17 protein-coding genes are annotated in these 18,759 nt (G+C 38.3%); 16 read left to right on the top strand and 1 reads right to left on the bottom strand.

Going from position 1 to position 18,759, the window contains the following annotated elements; all coding sequences use genetic code 11:
• Positions 1-10: 10 nt before the first annotated feature.
• From GN157_RS04360 to GN157_RS04420, 13 genes are all read left to right on the top strand, one after another.
• Positions 11-463, top strand: a complete 453-nt coding sequence (locus GN157_RS04360; RefSeq protein WP_157481890.1) for a DUF1569 domain-containing protein — start codon at positions 11-13, stop codon at positions 461-463.
• 116 nt (positions 464-579) lie between these two features.
• On the top strand, positions 580-1,254 hold the full coding sequence (gene trmD / locus GN157_RS04365) for a tRNA (guanosine(37)-N1)-methyltransferase TrmD (RefSeq protein ID WP_035132002.1): 675 nt from the start codon (positions 580-582) through the stop codon (positions 1,252-1,254).
• Between the two features lie 151 nt (positions 1,255-1,405).
• Positions 1,406-1,756 carry a 50S ribosomal protein L19 gene (gene rplS / locus GN157_RS04370; RefSeq protein ID WP_157481891.1) on the top strand — a complete coding sequence of 117 codons (351 nt, stop codon included), beginning with the start codon at positions 1,406-1,408 and terminating at the stop codon, positions 1,754-1,756.
• Positions 1,757-2,158: 402 nt separating this feature from the next.
• A complete protein-coding gene (locus GN157_RS04375; RefSeq protein WP_157481892.1) occupies positions 2,159-4,384 on the top strand; it encodes an NADP-dependent isocitrate dehydrogenase in 2,226 nt (741 codons plus the stop codon).
• A gap of 328 nt (positions 4,385-4,712) precedes the next feature.
• Entirely contained in the window at positions 4,713-7,091 is a 2,379-nt protein-coding gene (locus GN157_RS04380; protein ID WP_157481893.1) for a TonB-dependent receptor, read from the top strand.
• A 10-nt stretch (positions 7,092-7,101) separates the two neighbouring features.
• On the top strand, positions 7,102-7,926 hold the full coding sequence (locus GN157_RS04385) for a DUF4249 family protein (protein WP_157481894.1): 825 nt from the start codon (positions 7,102-7,104) through the stop codon (positions 7,924-7,926).
• A gap of 75 nt (positions 7,927-8,001) precedes the next feature.
• Positions 8,002-8,793: a DUF4249 domain-containing protein gene (locus tag GN157_RS04390; protein WP_197429391.1), complete on the top strand. Its 792-nt coding sequence runs from the start codon at positions 8,002-8,004 to the stop codon at positions 8,791-8,793.
• A gap of 31 nt (positions 8,794-8,824) precedes the next feature.
• Entirely contained in the window at positions 8,825-9,487 is a 663-nt protein-coding gene (locus GN157_RS04395) for a thiamine diphosphokinase (protein ID WP_157481896.1), read from the top strand.
• 133 nt (positions 9,488-9,620) lie between these two features.
• Positions 9,621-11,609: an excinuclease ABC subunit UvrB gene (gene uvrB / locus GN157_RS04400; protein WP_157481897.1), complete on the top strand. Its 1,989-nt coding sequence runs from the start codon at positions 9,621-9,623 to the stop codon at positions 11,607-11,609.
• 3 nt (positions 11,610-11,612) lie between these two features.
• On the top strand, positions 11,613-12,872 hold the full coding sequence (locus GN157_RS04405) for a PIN domain-containing protein (RefSeq protein ID WP_157481898.1): 1,260 nt from the start codon (positions 11,613-11,615) through the stop codon (positions 12,870-12,872).
• 65 nt (positions 12,873-12,937) lie between these two features.
• Positions 12,938-13,645, top strand: a complete 708-nt coding sequence (locus GN157_RS04410) for a hypothetical protein (RefSeq protein WP_157481899.1) — start codon at positions 12,938-12,940, stop codon at positions 13,643-13,645.
• Positions 13,646-13,704: 59 nt separating this feature from the next.
• Positions 13,705-15,591 (top strand): mechanosensitive ion channel family protein, encoded by a 1,887-nt coding sequence (locus GN157_RS04415; RefSeq protein WP_157481900.1) that lies wholly within the window; start codon positions 13,705-13,707, stop codon positions 15,589-15,591.
• 3 nt (positions 15,592-15,594) lie between these two features.
• A complete protein-coding gene (locus GN157_RS04420; RefSeq protein WP_157481901.1) occupies positions 15,595-16,419 on the top strand; it encodes a mechanosensitive ion channel family protein in 825 nt (274 codons plus the stop codon).
• Here GN157_RS04420 and GN157_RS04425 read toward each other — a convergent pair.
• Positions 16,416-16,817 carry an excinuclease ABC subunit B gene (locus GN157_RS04425; protein ID WP_157481902.1) on the bottom strand — a complete coding sequence of 134 codons (402 nt, stop codon included), beginning with the start codon at positions 16,815-16,817 and terminating at the stop codon, positions 16,416-16,418. The genes GN157_RS04420 and GN157_RS04425 overlap by 4 nt on opposite strands.
• 94 nt (positions 16,818-16,911) lie before the next feature.
• Between GN157_RS04425 and GN157_RS04430 the strand changes: the two genes are divergently transcribed.
• From GN157_RS04430 to GN157_RS04440, 3 genes are read left to right on the top strand one after another with little or no spacing between them, the layout of a single operon-like run.
• Positions 16,912-17,667, top strand: a complete 756-nt coding sequence (locus GN157_RS04430) for an alpha/beta hydrolase (protein WP_231749052.1) — start codon at positions 16,912-16,914, stop codon at positions 17,665-17,667.
• Positions 17,668-17,699: 32 nt separating this feature from the next.
• Entirely contained in the window at positions 17,700-18,155 is a 456-nt protein-coding gene (locus GN157_RS04435) for a DUF1456 family protein (RefSeq protein WP_157481904.1), read from the top strand.
• A 2-nt stretch (positions 18,156-18,157) separates the two neighbouring features.
• Complete coding sequence (locus GN157_RS04440; RefSeq protein ID WP_157481905.1) at positions 18,158-18,682, top strand: DUF4269 domain-containing protein; 525 nt, start codon at positions 18,158-18,160, stop codon at positions 18,680-18,682.
• The last annotated feature ends 77 nt before the right edge of the window (positions 18,683-18,759 follow it).

Consider the following 18,759-nt stretch of genomic DNA (forward strand, 5'->3'; position numbering starts at 1 on the left):
AAAAAACAACATGAAAAGCATTTTTAACCCAACCGATAATCGCGAAATTATCGATAGAATAAATCAGCTTTCCCCCATTACACTCTCGCAATGGGGTAAAATGACTGTTAGCCAAATGCTGCTCCACTGCCAGCAAATTATTAAAGTAGCACACGGTACACTGGAGCTAAAACCTAATAAATTTCTTGTTTTCTTTTTCGGGAAATCGGCCAAGAAAAAACTGATGGAACCACAACCTTTTGGGAAAGGGATGCCTACAGCAAAAGAATTTAAAATTTCCCATGAACCCGATTTTGAAACCGCTAAAGCAGAATTAATCGCACTGGTAGAAACGTTTTCTAAAGAAGGACATAATTGTATAAAGAACATGAAACATCCCTTTTTTGGTGAAATGACCATAGAGGAATGGGATACATTACAATACAAACACCTTGACCACCACCTTAAACAGTTTGGTGCTTAATAAAGCTATTTTTACATAAAAAAAAGGCATAAGCTGAACAGCCAACTTATGCCTTTTCTTTTTCCGTATAGCTAAACTTACTAACTTTGCGGCTTTAAAACTCTGAAACTTAAAAAATGCGCATCGATATTATCACTGTATTACCCGAACTTTTAAGGAGTCCGTTTGAAGCTTCAATACTAAAAAGAGCCATAGACAAAGGACTTGTAGAAGTACACCTGCACAACCTTAGGGATTACAGCACTAACAAACACAAAAATGTAGACGACTACCAGTTTGGCGGTGGTGCCGGTATGGTTATGATGATTGAACCTATTGATGCCTGCATTACTAAACTGAAAAGTGAAAGAGAATATGACGAGGTTATATACATGACTCCCGATGGCGAAACCCTTAATCAGGGAATGGCTAACCAAATGTCAATGCTCAAAAACATTATTATTCTTTGCGGACATTATAAAGGTGTAGACCAGCGTGTGCGCGATCATTTCATTACCAAAGAGATTTCTATAGGCGACTTTGTACTTTCGGGTGGTGAGCTTGCTGCTGCCGTGGTTGCCGACTCTATTATCAGGCTTATACCGGGAGTACTGAGCAATGAAACATCAGCACTTACCGATAGTTTTCAGGACAACCTGCTTTCCCCTCCTATTTACACACGCCCTGCCGAATACAAGGGTTGGAAAGTACCCGATGTACTTTTAAGCGGTAATTTTTCTAAAATTGACCAATGGAGAGAGGACAAAGCACTGGAGCACACCAAGAACAGAAGACCTGATTTACTTGAATAACAACCACTTACAGCCTTAAAATTTATATTTAATTTAAGGTCAAAATATTTCTGCGTATTAAAAAAATATTTATATTTGCAGCCAATTTCGGACCAACCTCTGGCGATACCCGTGCATGTTGTTCTGATTCAAACGTTTAAATTAAAAAATCATGTCTGATTTAGTAAAATTCGTTCAGGACGAGTTCGTAACAAAAAAAGATTTCCCTGAGTTCAATTCAGGAGACACAATCACTGTGTACTACGAAATTAAAGAGGGTGAAAAAACAAGAACACAGTTCTTTAAAGGTGTTGTTATCCAAAAAAGAGGTGCTGGTATCACTCAAACTTTCACCATCCGTAAAATGTCTGGTTCAGTAGGTGTAGAGCGTATCTTCCCTATTAACATGCCTGCATTACAAAAAATCGAAGTTAACCAAAGAGGTAAAGTTAGAAGAGCTCGTATATTCTACTTTAGAAACCTTACTGGTAAGAAAGCAAAAATCAAAGAGAGAAGAAGATAATTTCTTTGAAGAGCTACATAATAGGATCCCTGTGTTTTACACGGGGATTTTTTTTGCCCAAATTTTAAACAATTATGCACGCAACTCATTTAATTATTTAATGCTTTTAAGATTACAAAAAGACATTACTTAGACATGTAAACACTAAAAGCAGAGTCATAAAAAACAACCTGCCAAACAATAAATGTTTGGGATTCAATCATTTTTTTAAAGTTTACAAAAGGTGAATTAAGTTAGTTTTTGCTATATTTGCGAGCCTTGATATTAAAAGGAATACGACTTTCGTATACAAATACACTCCTTTTAATGAACCGGCTTCACATAATATAGATTAACTCATTAATAATTAACCTTTCGGCTTCACGAGGTAAAGCCGTAGGGCGCTTTAAAAAACGTAAAAAAATGTCAAAAACATCAAGGATTATTTACACAATAACCGATGAGGCTCCAATGCTGGCCACCCACTCTTTCCTTCCTATCGTTCAGTCATTTGCTGCTCCGGCAGGAATTGAAGTTGAAACAAGAGACATTTCACTTGCGGGAAGAATTCTTGCTAATTTCCCTGAAAACCTTACTGCCGATCAAAAAATAGGTGACGCATTAAGTGAACTTGGAGAGCTTGCTAAAACTCCTGAAGCTAACATTATAAAATTACCAAACATTTCTGCTTCTGTTCCTCAGCTTAAAGCTGCAATTAAAGAACTTAAAGCTCAGGGGTACAACGTACCGGAATATCCTGAAGAGGCTAAAACAGATGCTGAAAAAGAAATAAAAGCACGTTATGCTAAAGTATTGGGTTCTGCAGTTAACCCTGTACTACGTGAAGGTAACTCTGACCGTAGAGCACCAAAAGCAGTTAAGAACTACGCTAAGGCTCACCCACACTCAATGGGAGCATGGAGCGCAGATTCTAAAACTCAGGTTGCAAGCATGACAGAAGGTGATTTTTACGGAAGTGAGAAATCAGTTACCGTGAAAGACGCTACTGATGTAAGAATCGAATTTGTGGCTAACGATGGTACTGCAACAGTACTTAAGCCAAGTACTCCGCTAAAAGCAGGAGAAATAATTGACTGTTCTGCACTTAACCTTAATAAACTTAAGGCTTTCGTTTCTGAGCAGGTAGAAATCGCTAAACAACAGGGAGTATTATTCTCTGTTCACCTTAAAGCTACGATGATGAAGGTTTCAGACCCTATCATTTTCGGTGCTATCGTAGAAGTATTCTTTAAAGATGTATTCGCTAAATATGCGGCTTTATTTGAAGAGCTTGGTGTAGATACAAGAAACGGTTTAGGTGATGTTTATGCTAAAATTGCAGGTCACGCTCAGGAAGCTGAAGTTAAAGCTGCTATCGAGGCGGTATACCAAAACGGTCCTGCTATTGCAATGGTAAACTCTGATCAGGGTATTACTAACCTTCACGTTCCTTCAGATGTAATTGTAGATGCTTCTATGCCGGCTATGATTCGTACTTCAGGACAAATGTGGAATGCAGCAGGTAAACAACAGGATACCCTTGCTATTATCCCGGACAGAAGTTACTCTGGTGTATATACAGCTACTATTGAAGACTGTAAAGCTAACGGTGCATTTAACCCATCTACTATGGGTAGCGTACCAAACGTTGGTCTTATGGCTCAAAAAGCAGAAGAGTATGGTTCTCACGATAAAACATTCCAACTTTCTGCAAACGGTGTTGTTAAGGTTGTAGACAACAATAACGGTACTGTTTACATGGAACAGAATGTTGAGGCTGGTGACATTTTCAGAATGTGCCAAACTAAAGATGCTCCTATTCAGGACTGGGTTAAACTTGCTGTAAACCGTGCAAGATTATCTGAAACTCCTGCTGTATTCTGGTTAGACGAGAACAGAGCACACGATGTTCAGATTATCGAAAAAGTTAAAACTTACCTTAAAGACCACGATACTAACGGTCTTGAAATCCATATCATGAACCCTGTTGAGGCTACTAAATTCTCTTTAGAGAGAATCAGAAAAGGTCTTGACACTATCTCTGTAACGGGTAACGTACTACGTGACTACCTTACTGACCTGTTCCCTATCCTTGAGCTTGGAACATCAGCTAAGATGCTTTCTATCGTTCCGTTAATGAATGGTGGTGGTTTATTTGAAACTGGTGCAGGAGGTTCTGCCCCTAAACACGTTCAGCAGTTTGTTGAAGAAGGATACCTTCGTTGGGATTCACTTGGTGAGTTCTTAGCACTTGGTGTTTCTTTTGAGCACTTAGGTCAAACTCAAAACAACGCTAAAGCTATCGTACTTTCTGAAGCTCTTGATGTTGCTAACGAGAAATTCCTTGAAAACGACAAATCTCCTGCCCGTAAAGTAGGACAAATTGATAACCGTGGTTCTCACTTCTATCTTGCTCTTTACTGGGCTCAGGCTCTTGCTGGTCAGGATAAAGATGCTGAACTTAAAGCTAAATTTACCCCAATTGCAAATGAACTTACTGCTAACGAAGCTAAAATTAACGACGAGTTAATTGGTGCTCAGGGTAAAGCTCAGGAAATAGGCGGTTACTACCACCCTGATTTTGCTAAAACAGATAACGCAATGCGTCCAAGCCAAACGCTAAACACTATATTAGCGAAACTGGCTTAATACAAGCATTCAGTATAACTAAAAAGCTGCCCTAACCGGCAGCTTTTTTTTATAATTTAACCTACAAATTCAACACTTCAGCTACTATTTAAAACGGTTGGGTAATAATAAATTTGCCTTTAAAGCGTGTCTAAATACTTTTGCGCAAAATTTAAAAAAACGTAAAGCATGTAACAAAATACAATTTCAAACGTCTGTTAGACGTTATCAATCCAAATATTAAAGAATAATAAGGAGATTGTACTTTTTGCCGAGAATAATTTACCTTTATCATAATTTAGTATTCGAATTTTGCTAAAAAGAAAACAACAACCAATCAATCAAAAAAATGAACACTATTACCCAGAGATGCCTCACGGCCATCTTACTATTGTTCGCTGCTGTAGGTTTTTCCCAAGAAAAATACACGCTCAGCGGAACAATCTCAGACATGAGCAGCAGTGAAACCCTTATTGGAGCTACCGTTTACATTGTAGAAACCCAAACTGCTATCTCAACAAATGAATATGGTTTCTTTTCCATATCACTTCCGGAAGGTACTTACACCATTGAAATTAGTTATGTAAGTTTTTCCACTATTACCGAGACTGTAAACCTGAACCAAAACATCAGGAAAAACTACGAACTCTCATCATCAAGCCAGGAACTTAGCGAAATTGTAATTTCAGACAATCAGCCAAGGGCTAACATCAAGAAGCCCGAAATGAGTGTTAACAAACTCTCTGTACAGGAAATTAAAAAAATGCCTGTAGTTATGGGAGAGGTAGACGTTTTAAAATCCATACTTACCCTACCGGGGGTTACTAATGCCGGAGAGGGATCATCGGGCTTTAACGTGCGTGGTGGCGCTGCCGATCAAAACCTTATATTACTGGATGAGGCTACCATATTTAACTCCTCTCACCTTTTCGGTTTCTTTTCGGTATTCAATTCAGATGCCATTAAAGACCTTAAACTGTACAAAGGCGGAATCCCTGCACGTTACGGTGGCAGGTTATCATCGGTACTGGATATATACCAGAAAGAAGGTAATAAAAATGAATTCCATATGAATGGCGGTATAGGTGCTATTTCCAGCCGTTTACTGGCCGAAGGTCCGCTTGTAAAAGGCAAAGGCTCTTTTCTTATAGGTGGTAGAGCTTCATATGCTCACCTTTTTCTTAAACTAGCCGATAATGACAACTCAGCTTATTTTTACGACCTAAATACCAAGTTAAGCTACCAGCTAAATGAAAACAATAACCTGTACCTTTCGGGTTACTTTGGTCGCGATTTATTTAATCTGAGCAATAGTTTTAATAACGTATACGGTAACACGGTACTTAACCTGAGATGGAATCACCTGTTTAACGAAAAACTGTTCTCTAATGCTTCATTAATCTACAGTGATTACTACTACGGCTTAGAGCTTGGTTTTGTAGGCTTTACATGGGAATCAGGGATTAAAAACTATAATTTCAAATACGACTTTAAGAACTATATTTCAGACAAGTTTAAGCTAAACTATGGTGTTAATGCCGTTTACTACGATTTTAATCCGGGTACTATTAAACCTATTGACGAAACCTCAACGGTTAACCCCGATCAGCTAGATAAAAAATATGCTTTTGAGCCTGCTGCTTACATTGAGGCAGAACACGAACTTACCGATAATATTACTATAAGTTATGGAGTTCGCTACAGTATGTTCTACAGAATGGGACAACAGGAAATGGCACTTTATGCTAACGACCAACCTGTGGTGTTTAACGACGAACTTAAAATATATGAGAAAGGCGAAATTACAGGTACCGAATATTACAGCAGCGGTAAAACCATCGCCGATTTTAGTAATCTGGAACCAAGAGCAGGTGTTTCCTTTAAACTGGACGACAATCAGTCTATAAAAGCCAGCTATAACAGGATGGCACAATACCTTCACCTAATTTCTAACACAGCATCCCCTACTCCGCTTGACGTATGGGCACCAAGTGGTAAGTACATCAAACCACAGTTGTTGGATCAGGTTGCTTTAGGGTACTTCAGAAACTTTAAGGATAACGAATACTCTCTTGAAGCCGAAACCTTTTACAAAAAAGTAAAAAACAGAGTTGATTATATTGACGGAGCCGACCTTATTGCTAACAACAATATTGAGCAGGTTATACTTAACGGTAAAGCCCGTTCATACGGACTTGAAATCCTTTTCAGGAAAAATACAGGTAAGCTAACAGGATGGGTTTCTTATACCCTTTCCAGATCAGAACAGCAAACACCAGGCAGAACATCAAGCGAAACAGGTATAAACAATGGCGGATGGTACCTTTCGGGTTATGACAAGCTCCACAATCTTTCGGTTACAGGATCTTATGAATACAACAACAAATGGTCGTTTGGAGCAATTTTCGCGTTACAGTCGGGCAAGCCTGTTACCTATCCAAACGGACAGTATGTATATGGTGATTTAGTAATTCCAAGCTACGGACTGAGAAACGAAAACAGGGTTCCGGCATACCACCATCTGGATGTATCGGCTACCTATACTCCAAAACCCGATAAGAAAAAAGGATGGCAGGGCGAATGGGTATTTAGTATCTACAACCTGTACAACAGGATGAATGCCGCTTCTATAAACTTTAGGCAAAACGAAGATACCGGAGCTAATGAGGCTGTAAGACTTTCTATATTCGGTGTAATACCAAGTGTTACCTACAACTTTAAATTCTAAGACAATCACCATGAAAAATATAAAACTCCTACTATTATTATTTACCGCTTCACTGGCTCTTACAGGTTGTGAAGATGTAATTGATGTAGACCTAGACACAGCAGAACCAAGACTGGTTATTGACGCCTCTATAGAATGGTTAAAGGGTACAGACGGAAGTAACCAAACCATAAAACTAACTACAACAACAGGGTATTATGAACCGGAAATCCCTGTAGTATCGGGCGCTACGGTATTTGTTACCAATAATACAACGGGTACTGTATTTACTTTTAACGAAGTACCGAATACCGGTAATTACGTGTGTAATGATTTTATTCCTGTAATTAATAATGAATACTCTCTTACCGTAATTAACGACGGAGAAACGTATACGGCTACCGAAAAACTATTTGCCGTTCCTGAAATCTCTAATGTGGTACAGGATGATGAAGGTGGTATTTTAGGCGATGAAATTGAAGTACGTTTCTTTTGGCAGGATAACGGTGCCGAAGTTAACTACTACATGGGTCGCTTTGATATAGATGCACTGCCTTACCCTGATTATGATGCACTTGACGATGAGTTTTTCCAAGGAAATGAAATGTTTGCCTTTATAAATCATGAAGACCTGAAAGCAGGCGATATTGTGAGCTTTAAGCTTGGCGGCACTTCCGAAAGGTTTTTTAATTATCTTATGCAGCTTACAAATATTGCCGAACCTGGAGGTGGCCCGTTCCAAATTCCGCCTACAGCTGTACGTGGTAATCTGGTAAACCAAACCAACATAGACAACTATGCTTTTGGCTATTTCCGCGTTACAGAAGTAGACATTATGGAGTATACCGTACAATAATTACTTTATTTTTGTGTTAGGTTGTAAGCGAACCTCCACAAAATGAGAAAAATATACTATTTATTACTCGTCTTCATGAGCCTTTTTATAACGGCTTGTGAAGACGTTGTTGATTTAGATATACCCACTTCTCCGCCCCGTCTTGTGGTCGATGCTTCAATAAATTGGATAAAAGGATATACCGGGCAACATCAAACTATTCGGCTAACCACTACTACAGGCTTTTACGATACGGTTATACCTACTGTAATGGGTGCTAAAGTGTATGTAAAAAACAGTAATAACGATGTGTATAACTTCACAGAGTCTGACAACATACAAAAAACAGGACAGTATATTTGTGATAACTTCCTGCCTGTTATAAACGAAACGTATACACTATACATTGAGCTAAACGGAGAAACCTATACCGCAACCGAAACTCTTATTAGCGTACCACAACTGGAGGAAGTAGTACAAACTGCCGAAGGGTTTAATGACGATGACACCACTTTAAGAGCTTACTTTCAGGATCCTCCCAATGAGGAAAATTATTATATGCATAGCTTTGTAAGACTTGATAGAGGATCTAACGACGCTATTTTTGACGACGAGTTTGTTAACGGAAATTATACTTACACCATTCGTTTGTATGACGATTTACAGCAAAATGAAGAAATGATAATTTACCTGTATGGCATTTCTCCACGCTATTACGACTACATGAGTAAGTTACTGAGCCTAATTCCGCCCGATACTCCAAACCCTTTTCAAACACCCCCTATTAGCGTGAGGGGTAATATTGTAAACCAAACCAACCCCGATAATTATCCTTTAGGTTATTTCAGGCTTAGTGAAGCTTCCTTTATTGAGTATACAGTACAATAAAGTTTGTATTTTTGCTCTCTAAATCAAAATTATGTCATCCCACCACATTGTTAGAGACGATCAGGAACCTGCATTAATTATTGCAAACGGTGCAGCATGCAGTAAAGAGCTTATGGGGCAGTTACTGGAGTGGTCTCCGCTTGTAATAGTACTTGATAACGCCATTGAACGTGTAATGGAACTGGGCATTAAAGTAGATGTGTTGCTTGGCGATTTTGACAATGGTTTTGATGCCGAAAAATACAAGGAGTTACAATATCCGCTGGAAATAGTGCATACCCCCAGTCAGGATAAAACTGACCTTGAAAAAGCACTGGACTACCTTATAGACAGAAAAATACCCGCTGCCAATGTAATTTGGGCTACAGGTAAACGTGCCGACCATACCATTACAAACATTACTAATATTGTTCGCTACCGTGACCTTATCAAGGTGGTTATACTGGATGATCACTCTAAGGTATTCCTGCTTCCTAAAAAGTTTGAGAAATGGTATCCTCAAAATACTCCGCTGTCACTAATCCCCATAGGAAAAGTAATTGGCATAAAAACCGAAAATCTTAAATACGAACTCAATAACGAAGAGTTAACACTGGGTTACCGTACCGGCAGCAGTAATGTAACCCTCAAGGATGGTATAGTATTAATAGAACACAAGGAAGGCGACCTCCTTATGATGGAGTGTTTTGATTAGCTTTGGGTTAACCTTATTATTTAACGTACTGTTTATTTGATTTACTCCGGCACAATCAAATCCTCAAACAATCATTTCACTATCTTTGTAAAAAAGGAAGGAAAAACAGAAAAATGAAATTCAAAACAGAAAAATGAAATTCAAAGTAGTATCTGATTATAAACCTATGGGCGACCAGCCCGCAGCCATAAAACAGCTTAGTGAGGGCATAAATTCAGGAGAACGTTTCCAGACACTTTTAGGGGTTACCGGTTCGGGTAAAACATTTACCGTGGCAAACGTGGTAGAAAATGTACAACGCCCTACACTTGTACTGGCACACAACAAAACACTGGCAGCACAGCTGTACACAGAGTTCAAACAGTTTTTCCCCGATAATGCCGTAGAGTACTTTGTTTCCTACTACGACTACTATCAGCCCGAAGCTTATATTCCCGTAACGGGAACTTATATAGAAAAAGACCTCTCGATTAACGAAGAGCTCGAAAAAATGCGTTTAAGTACTACCTCATCCCTGCTTTCGGGCAGGCGCGATGTACTGGTGGTAGCCTCGGTTTCGTGCCTTTATGGTATTGGTAACCCGGTGGAATTCCAAAAAAACGTAATTTCCATAGAGCGCGATCAGGTTATATCGAGAACCAAATTATTACACAGGCTGGTACAGAGCCTTTACTCCCGTACCGAAGCCGAGTTCCTGCCAGGAACCTTCCGTATTAAGGGAGACACCGTAGAGATTTTCCCCAGTTATGCCGATGATCCTTTCAGGGTACACTTTTTTGGTGATGAGATTGAAGAAATTGAAGCCTTTGATGCCAAAACTGCACTTGTAATTGAAAAGTATGACCGACTGAATATTTACCCTGCCAATATGTTTGTTACATCGCCCGATGTACTGCAGGGAGCTATATGGGACATTCAGCAGGATCTTGTAAAGCAGGTAGATTACTTTAAAGAGATAGGCAAACACCTGGAGGCAAAACGCCTTGAAGAACGTACTAACTTTGACCTGGAAATGATTCGTGAACTGGGGTACTGTTCGGGTATCGAGAACTACTCGCGTTACCTGGACCGCAGGCTACCGGGTACAAGACCTTTCTGTTTGTTGGATTACTTCCCCGATGATTTTTTAATGGTTATAGATGAGAGCCACGTAACCGTATCGCAGGTACATGCCATGTATGGCGGCGACCGCTCCCGTAAGGAAAACCTTGTGGAGTATGGATTCAGGCTTCCGGCTGCGATGGATAACCGTCCGCTTAAATTTGAAGAGTTTGAGTCACTACAAAATCAGGTGGTGTATGTAAGTGCTACCCCAGCCGACTACGAGCTTCAAAAAAGTGACGGTATTTATGTAGAGCAGGTTATACGCCCTACAGGATTGCTGGACCCGATTATAGAAGTGCGCCCAAGCCTTAACCAGATAGACGACCTTATTGAGGAAATACAGCAACGTGTAGAGGCAGACGAACGTGTTTTGGTCACTACCCTAACCAAGCGTATGGCGGAAGAGTTGGCTAAATACCTTACCAAGGTAGCCATACGATGCCGTTACATCCACTCGGAAGTAGATACACTGGAACGTGTGGAAATCATGCAGGATCTGCGTAAAGGTCTGTTTGACGTGCTTATTGGGGTTAACCTTTTAAGAGAGGGACTTGACTTACCCGAAGTATCGCTTGTTGCCATACTGGATGCCGATAAGGAAGGCTTTTTGAGAAGTACGCGTTCGCTGGTACAAACCGTGGGGCGTGCTGCCCGTAACGTGAACGGTAAGGCGATTATGTATGCCGATAAAATTACCGACAGTATGCAACGTACTATTGACGAGACCAACTACCGCCGTGAAAAACAGATGAACTTTAATAAGGCAAACGGTATAGAACCTAAAGCCCTTAACAAGAAAATTGAGAACTCACTGTCTAAGAGTCCGGTGTCGTCATACCATTATGACAACGCGCCTAAAATGGCTGCCGAGCCCGATACCACTTATATGGCCAAAGGCGAAATTGAAAAGATTATACGCGAAAAACGTAAGGCTATGGAAAAAGCCGCCAAAGATCTTGACTTTATGCAGGCTGCCAAGTTAAGGGACGAAATTAAAGTGTTGCAGGATAAGATTTAAGGTATGAAATACATATTTATAGATACTAATATTTTTTTACATTTCAGAGATTTTGAAGAAATCAACTGGTTAGAAGAATCTTCTTCTGAACAATGTAAAATTATAATTGCTCCCATCGTATTAGACGAACTGGATTCAAAAAAAATAGGTAATAACAAAATTAGTAACAGAGCTAGAAGAGCTCTAAACAAAATTGAGGAGTTTTGTGAGATTAACTTATTAGAAATAAAAAAGAATATTTTTTTTGAACTAATTCTTGAAAAACCTTCAAAATCAACATACAATCAGTATAACTTAAACTTTGACGAACAAGACCATCGATTAATAGCTAGCATACTTGAATTTAGCAAAAATCATTCTATCGATAACATTTTATTATACACAAATGATGTAGGTCCTAGATTAAGAGCCAGGCAATTAAATATACAATCGTTAAAGCCTAATTCTAAATACTTTTTAAAAGATGAATTAACAGAAGATGAAAGAAAAATCAAAGCCTTAGAAAAAGAAAATCTGACTTTGAAATCTAAAATTCCAAATATTTCATTGGAACTTTCCTCTGGTACTTTTCATAAATTTATTTTACAACCATTAAAAGATATAGATTTTTTTAGATATAAGAATGAAAAAATTACAGCTTTAAAAAATGAATTCCCTTATTTATATCTAAAAGAAACTGAAAACAGTTTGTTGCCTAAACTATTGGTTTATGATAAGATGCAAATAGAAAGTTATAATCAAGATTTAGATAATTACTTTTTTAAATATGAAGAAAGTTTAAAAGAGATTTTTGATTATAATAAGATGCAATCTCTAACCTTCAAAACAAATTTTACAGTTTTGAATGAAGGAAACATACCAGCAGAAAACATCGATATACATCTATATTTTCCATCATTTTTAAATGTAGTTAAAGTGTCTTCATTAAAAGATAGTCCAAAGCTTCCTGATCCACCTTATAAACCAGCTCATCGATTTGATTACTCAAAATTAAAGTTAGATACTATTTTTCCTTCATCTAAATTTAAAATTAATACTGATTTAGATTTTCATCAAAGCTGTGAAATTACAAAGTTAAATTCAAACTATATTGTTAATTATAATATCAAAAATCTAAAACATGGATATAATGAAACATTAAATAAAATAGCTATAGTGTTTTCTGAATATTCTGAGATAAAAAGTTTTAAAATTGATTATATAATAAGTGCTGATAACATTCCTAATAAACTTTATGGAGAGCTTAATTTTATTTTTGAATGATTTTTATACTATACTCTATTCTAAAATAAAATTTTAGTTCTAATAATCAACCAATAATAATCTAAATGAAACATATCCTTACCCTTTGTTTCCTTCTAATCCTTAATAGCCTCTATGCTCAGGATTTTGCCTATATACAAGACAGTGATGGCTATTGCAATGTGAGAAACTCGGCTGACATTAATAAAATAGAGACCCGGTTAAAAAATGGCTCTATTGTTTCCTGCTTTTTTGACGAAAATAATGCTACTGAAAAATGGATACCTGTAGATTATACAGACGCAGAAGGGAAAATAGCTAATGGTGTAGTTTATCGTGACCGTTTGGTTGTTATAAACGAAACCAACTTTAAAAAAATAACGGCTACAAAAATAAATGATAGTAGCACCAAAATATCATTTGATACTGTCTCTATAATAGTAACCACAGAAAACTTTAATCCTAAAGGAAAGACTTTTACTTATTCTAAAGATTATCCCGACGTGATTGAATTTATAAACGGTAAGCCTTACTATGGTACAGATGGTGAAATGCCTACTACCCAATATGCATCAATACAGGTTACTATGGGAAATAAAATTATAAAACTTCCTGGTCAAGCTCTTGAAAACCTGTATGAGCCCAACCTAAAACATACATGGGCTTATTATGATTCAAAAAATGATACCCTATTTATTGAAGCTTTTAATAGTGATGGTGCGGGAGGATATATGATTATGTGGAAAATTGAGAAAGGCATTTATAAAGAAAAGGCTTTATTTTATGGCTTTTAAACTATATTAAAAATTCAAAAAATTCCCTATATTTATGTGTTGTAACACAGAATATGAGGATGAAGAAACTTTACCGTTTATTTATAACGATAATTGCTTTTACTATTACGCAATGTGCTTTTGCCCAAAAAGACAGTATTGCACAGGTAAACGATTCGGTTAATGCCGCTAATCTTGAGGCTTTTAATACCAAAATTGCGCTTATTGAGCAACAACGGTTAAAAGACTCGGTTAAAAAAGCCGAACTGGAACAACAAATACAGTCGTTAAAAACCACCGATAACCTTAAAAAGGAAGAACTGCAAAAAGAGCTCGAAGAGCTTGAAAGCCGCGAAACCAAAAGGCTTGCCGCAAAAAAAGAACAGATAGACAAACTGCGTTCTACCATAAAAGGGAATCCGGTTATGGGTTTCTTTAAAGACACTCTTTTCTATATTTACAGTAAACAGGGCAGTTTCTCGGCTTCCGAACGTGCCCAGGCCGTAACCCGCCGCATTGAGGAACTGGGTGGCAGGATTCTTTTCCAGCCCGATTCACTAAAGGTGGTTTCTGCCGAAGCGACTTCAGATGTGGTATACCACGACAGGATAATCATTAGCCTTTCAGAGAATGATGCCATTTGGAACAACACCTCAAAAGAGAAACTTGCCGATAGTTACAAAACTATAATTGCTGATGAGATAACCACCTACAAGAACGAAACCAGCTTTAAAACTCTGGTTAAGGAAATAGCACTGGCGCTTTTAGTAATTGGTGTACTGGTATTGCTTATTTACCTTTCGGGGAAACTGTTTGGCTGGACTGCCAACAAGATAAAAGAGCAAAAGGATAAAAGGATACACGGTATAAAAATCAAAACCTACGAACTGTTTGATGCCGACAGGCAGGTAAACCTCCTATTACTGGTAAACAGGCTTATAAAGTGGTTGTTTATTTTCCTGCTTATCTATATAGCACTCCCTGTGCTGTTTGGTATTTTCCCGTGGACGCAAAACTTTGCCGAAACACTTTTCAGCTACATTCTTACTCCGGTTAAAAAGGTAGCTTTTGGCGTTTGGGATTATATGCCAAATCTTATTACCATTATTGTACTGATTATTATTTTTAGGTACATACTGCGCTTCGCCCGTTTCCTTAAAAACGAAATTGCACGCGGCAACCTGCACATAGACGGTTTTTACCCCGACTGGGCAAACCCTACCTATCAAATTGTACGCGTACTCATACTGGCTTTCCTGTTAATCGTGATATTCCCTTACCTTCCGGGTAGTGACTCACAGGTATTTAAAGGGGTGTCGGTTTTCTTAGGTTTCCTGTTCACCTTTGGTTCTATGGGATCGTTATCTAATATTATTGCCGGGATTGTACTTACCTATATGCGCCTCTTTAAGATTAACGACCGTGTAAAAATTGGCGAAGTTGTGGGCGATGTGATTGAAAAATCACTACTGGTAACCCGTATTCGTACCATTAAAAACGAAATTATATCCATACCTAACTCCACCGTAATGAGTAGCCACACTATTAATTACAGTAGTGATACCATAAGCAAAGGGCTCATACTCCATACTACGGTAACCATTGGGTATGATGTGCCGTGGAAAGACATACAACAGGCACTGCTTGATGCCGCCGACAGAACCGAACATTTACTAAAAGAACCTGTACCGTTTGTACTGCAAACCAGTTTGGAAGATTTTTATGTTGCCTACCAGATTAATGCCTATACTAAAGAAGCCAACAAACAGGCTGCCATATACAGCGAACTGCATAAAAACATACAGGACTGCTGTAATGAAAAAGGTATTGAGATACTATCGCCACACTATAGGGCTGCGCGCGACGGAAACATGACCACCATCCCGCAAAACTATCTTGACAAGGATTATGAAGCCCCGTCCTTTAATGTAAAAATGAACAAAGACAACCAAACCAAACCGGAATAAACCATGTGGGAACATATTAAAGATTTACTAAATGAAACGCTGATTACCATAGGTAAAACGCAGCTTAAGGTAAGCTCTATCATTACACTTATCCTTTTTTGGGTATGTGTGGCTTTCATCATGAAAATCATAAAAAAGAGCATTTACCGCATACATAGTTTTGATGAGGCTAAAAAGTATTCCATTTTTACCCTTATTAAATACATACTCCTTGTAATTGTTTTAGTACTCTCGCTTGAAATAGTAGGTTTTAACCTTTCGGTACTGTTAGCAGGTTCTGCTGCACTGTTAGTAGGTTTGGGACTTGGTATACAAAACCTGTTTAGCGATTATATTTCGGGGATTGTAATACTGGTAGATTCTACTGTAAAAATGGGCGATGTAATAGAGGTAAACAATATAGTGGGAACCGTACAGGAAATACGCCTGCGTACAACCACTGTACTTACCCGAGATGATAAGTATATTATTATCCCGAACTCTGACCTTACCAAAAACGAACTGATTAACTGGACGCACAACGATTTAGCTTCCCGTTTTGATGTTAGTGTAGGGGTTGATTATTCGTCGGATGTTGACTTGGTTACCCGATTATTACACGATGCTGCTGCCGAAGAACAGGGCATACTTACAAAGCCCGAACCGTTTGTACGCTTTAATAACTTTGGCGACTCATCGCTTGACTTCTCTATTTACTTTTGGGTGGAAGATGTATTTAGGGCCGAGAATGTAAAAAGCCGTTTACGCTACAGGATACTGGACAAATTCAGGCAAAACGGGGTATCTATACCATTCCCGCAAAGGGTTATACACAAAGCCGCCGATTAATTGTGCTGGGCACGGAAAAGTGCCAGCATAATATCCGGATCAATAAGTCCTGTTGGCGATTTTTCCATTTCCTGCAGTACGCTTCTCATGGCAAACGGGCTAAGCCCCATATTGATGCCCATTTCACGTATGGCAATCTGCTCGTTTTCATGCAGTACACCATCGGCATGCATTAAAAGTGCCAGCCTGTAAAACTGTAATATTCGCTGGTGCTCTGATTTTATGGCTACCCTTTCGGCCTCATGCTCAAAAAGGCTTTCAAAAACATTCTTATCTATACTGAGCTGTGAAGCAACTATAGCCAAGAACTGATACTCCCTTTCGTGTATCTCACCGTCAATTCTTGCAAAAGCAATCATTTCAGACAATAAGCTTAATTTTTCTTCGTAAGTGCTCATAGATTGTGGTATTTTTAGCTAATATATCGTTTTACCGTAAAAGTTTTTAATTATGGTCCGCATTTTTTTCCTATTCACCTTATCTTTATGGTGTATGACTGCCAAACCTCAAACCCCGTCTTTATCACAAAATGTGTCGACTTTTACCATCAATGCCCCGCAACTGGGTGGCGAGCGTAAAATATGGATATACCTACCTAATATATACGAGAATAGTGATAAAAAGTTTCCGGTACTGTATATGCATGACGGTCAGAATCTGTTTGACAGCTTTACCGCTTTTGCCGGAGAATGGCGCATTGACGAAACACTGGACAGCCTTAAAGCCGAAACCATTGTTATAGGCATAGAAAACGGAGGCGACAACCGTATTGACGAGCTTACTCCCTACCCTAACGAAAAGTATGGCGGAGGTCATGGCGACAAATACCTTGATTTTTTGGTTACTACACTTAAACCTTATGTAGACGAACACTACCGCACCCTCAACGATAAGGAAAACACTATGATAATGGGCAGTTCCCTTGGCGGACTCATATCATTTTATGCCATATTGAAGTACCCAAAGGTATTTGGTAAAGCAGGTATTTTTTCCCCTTCGTTTTGGTTTAACGACAAAATATATGATGATGTCCATGCCGTGGAAAGCATTGATACCAAACTGTACTTTATGGCAGGTGACCATGAAAGCTGTGAAATGATTCCTGATTTGGAACGTATGGAAGAACTGATTCGTTTTAAGCTAACCGATAAGAAGCTGTATCATAAAAAGATAGTACACAACGGCAGGCATAACGAAAAGCTTTGGGCAAGTCAGTTTGAAGAAGCTTATTTATGGCTTATTAATTGAATATTTAAACTACCTTTGCAAAAAATAACGTAATGAATAATAACGATATATTTAAAAAGCTAAGGGTAGCACTTCAGCTTCGTGACGACCAGATTGTTGATATTTTACAACTGGTGGATTTCAGGATTTCAAAACCTGAGCTGGGAGCGTTTTTCCGTAATGAGAACCACCCAAATTATATGGATTGCGGCGATCAGGTACTACGCAACTTTTTAAACGGACTTATTATTCACTTACGTGGTACTAAAGATGAGCCAAAAGACCCTAAAAAAGTACTGGCTGCTATAAAAGCCGAAGCAGGTAAAGATACTTCTGCTCCAAAAAAACCGGGTACTTATAAAGGCAAACCTAAGCCAAAACCTAAAACACAGGGTGAAGCAACAGGTACTGCAAAAAAACCGGTAAAAAAATTCAACAAGCCTAAAAAGAAAGAACCTATAATGGATAAAACCCGTTTTAAAAACGGTAAAAAACCAAATAAGGACTAACCTTGAACCAGTTTGATACCATAACCTACCTTAAAACAGGCAATGCCATACAACAGGAAGTTTATACTGTATTAACAAAGGCAAAGATTATGGAGAAGCTTTCGGGCTTTACTCCGCTATTAACAGGCACCTATCCTATAGCTATAAATATAGAAAACAGCGATCTTGATATTATTTGTGAATATCAGGACAGGGAATCTTTTATATTAGCTTTAACCGATAATTTTAAGTCGGAAAAAGACTTTAACATCAATGAAAAGCTAATTAACGGGGTACATAGTGTTATAGTCCGTTTTTGGCTTAACGGGTTTGAAGTAGAAGTTTTCGGGCAGGCCATACCTGTAAAACAACAAAACGCCTACCGCCACATGATAAAGGAATTTGAAATCCTACAGGCAAAAGGAGAACATTTCAAACAGCAAATAATTAACCTAAAACGCAAAGGCATTAAAACCGAACCTGCCTTCGCTATACTTTTAGACCTAAAAGGTGACCCTTATACTGCATTATTGGAATATTCTGTTTAATAGATTCGTAATTTTTTTCTTTCATTTTATCAATCCCACAAAAGTTTAATAAATATATGTTAACTAACATTCTATTA

This window comes from Flavobacterium rakeshii, from assembly GCF_009741375.1.
GTDB lineage: Bacteria > Bacteroidota > Bacteroidia > Flavobacteriales > Flavobacteriaceae > Flavobacterium > Flavobacterium rakeshii.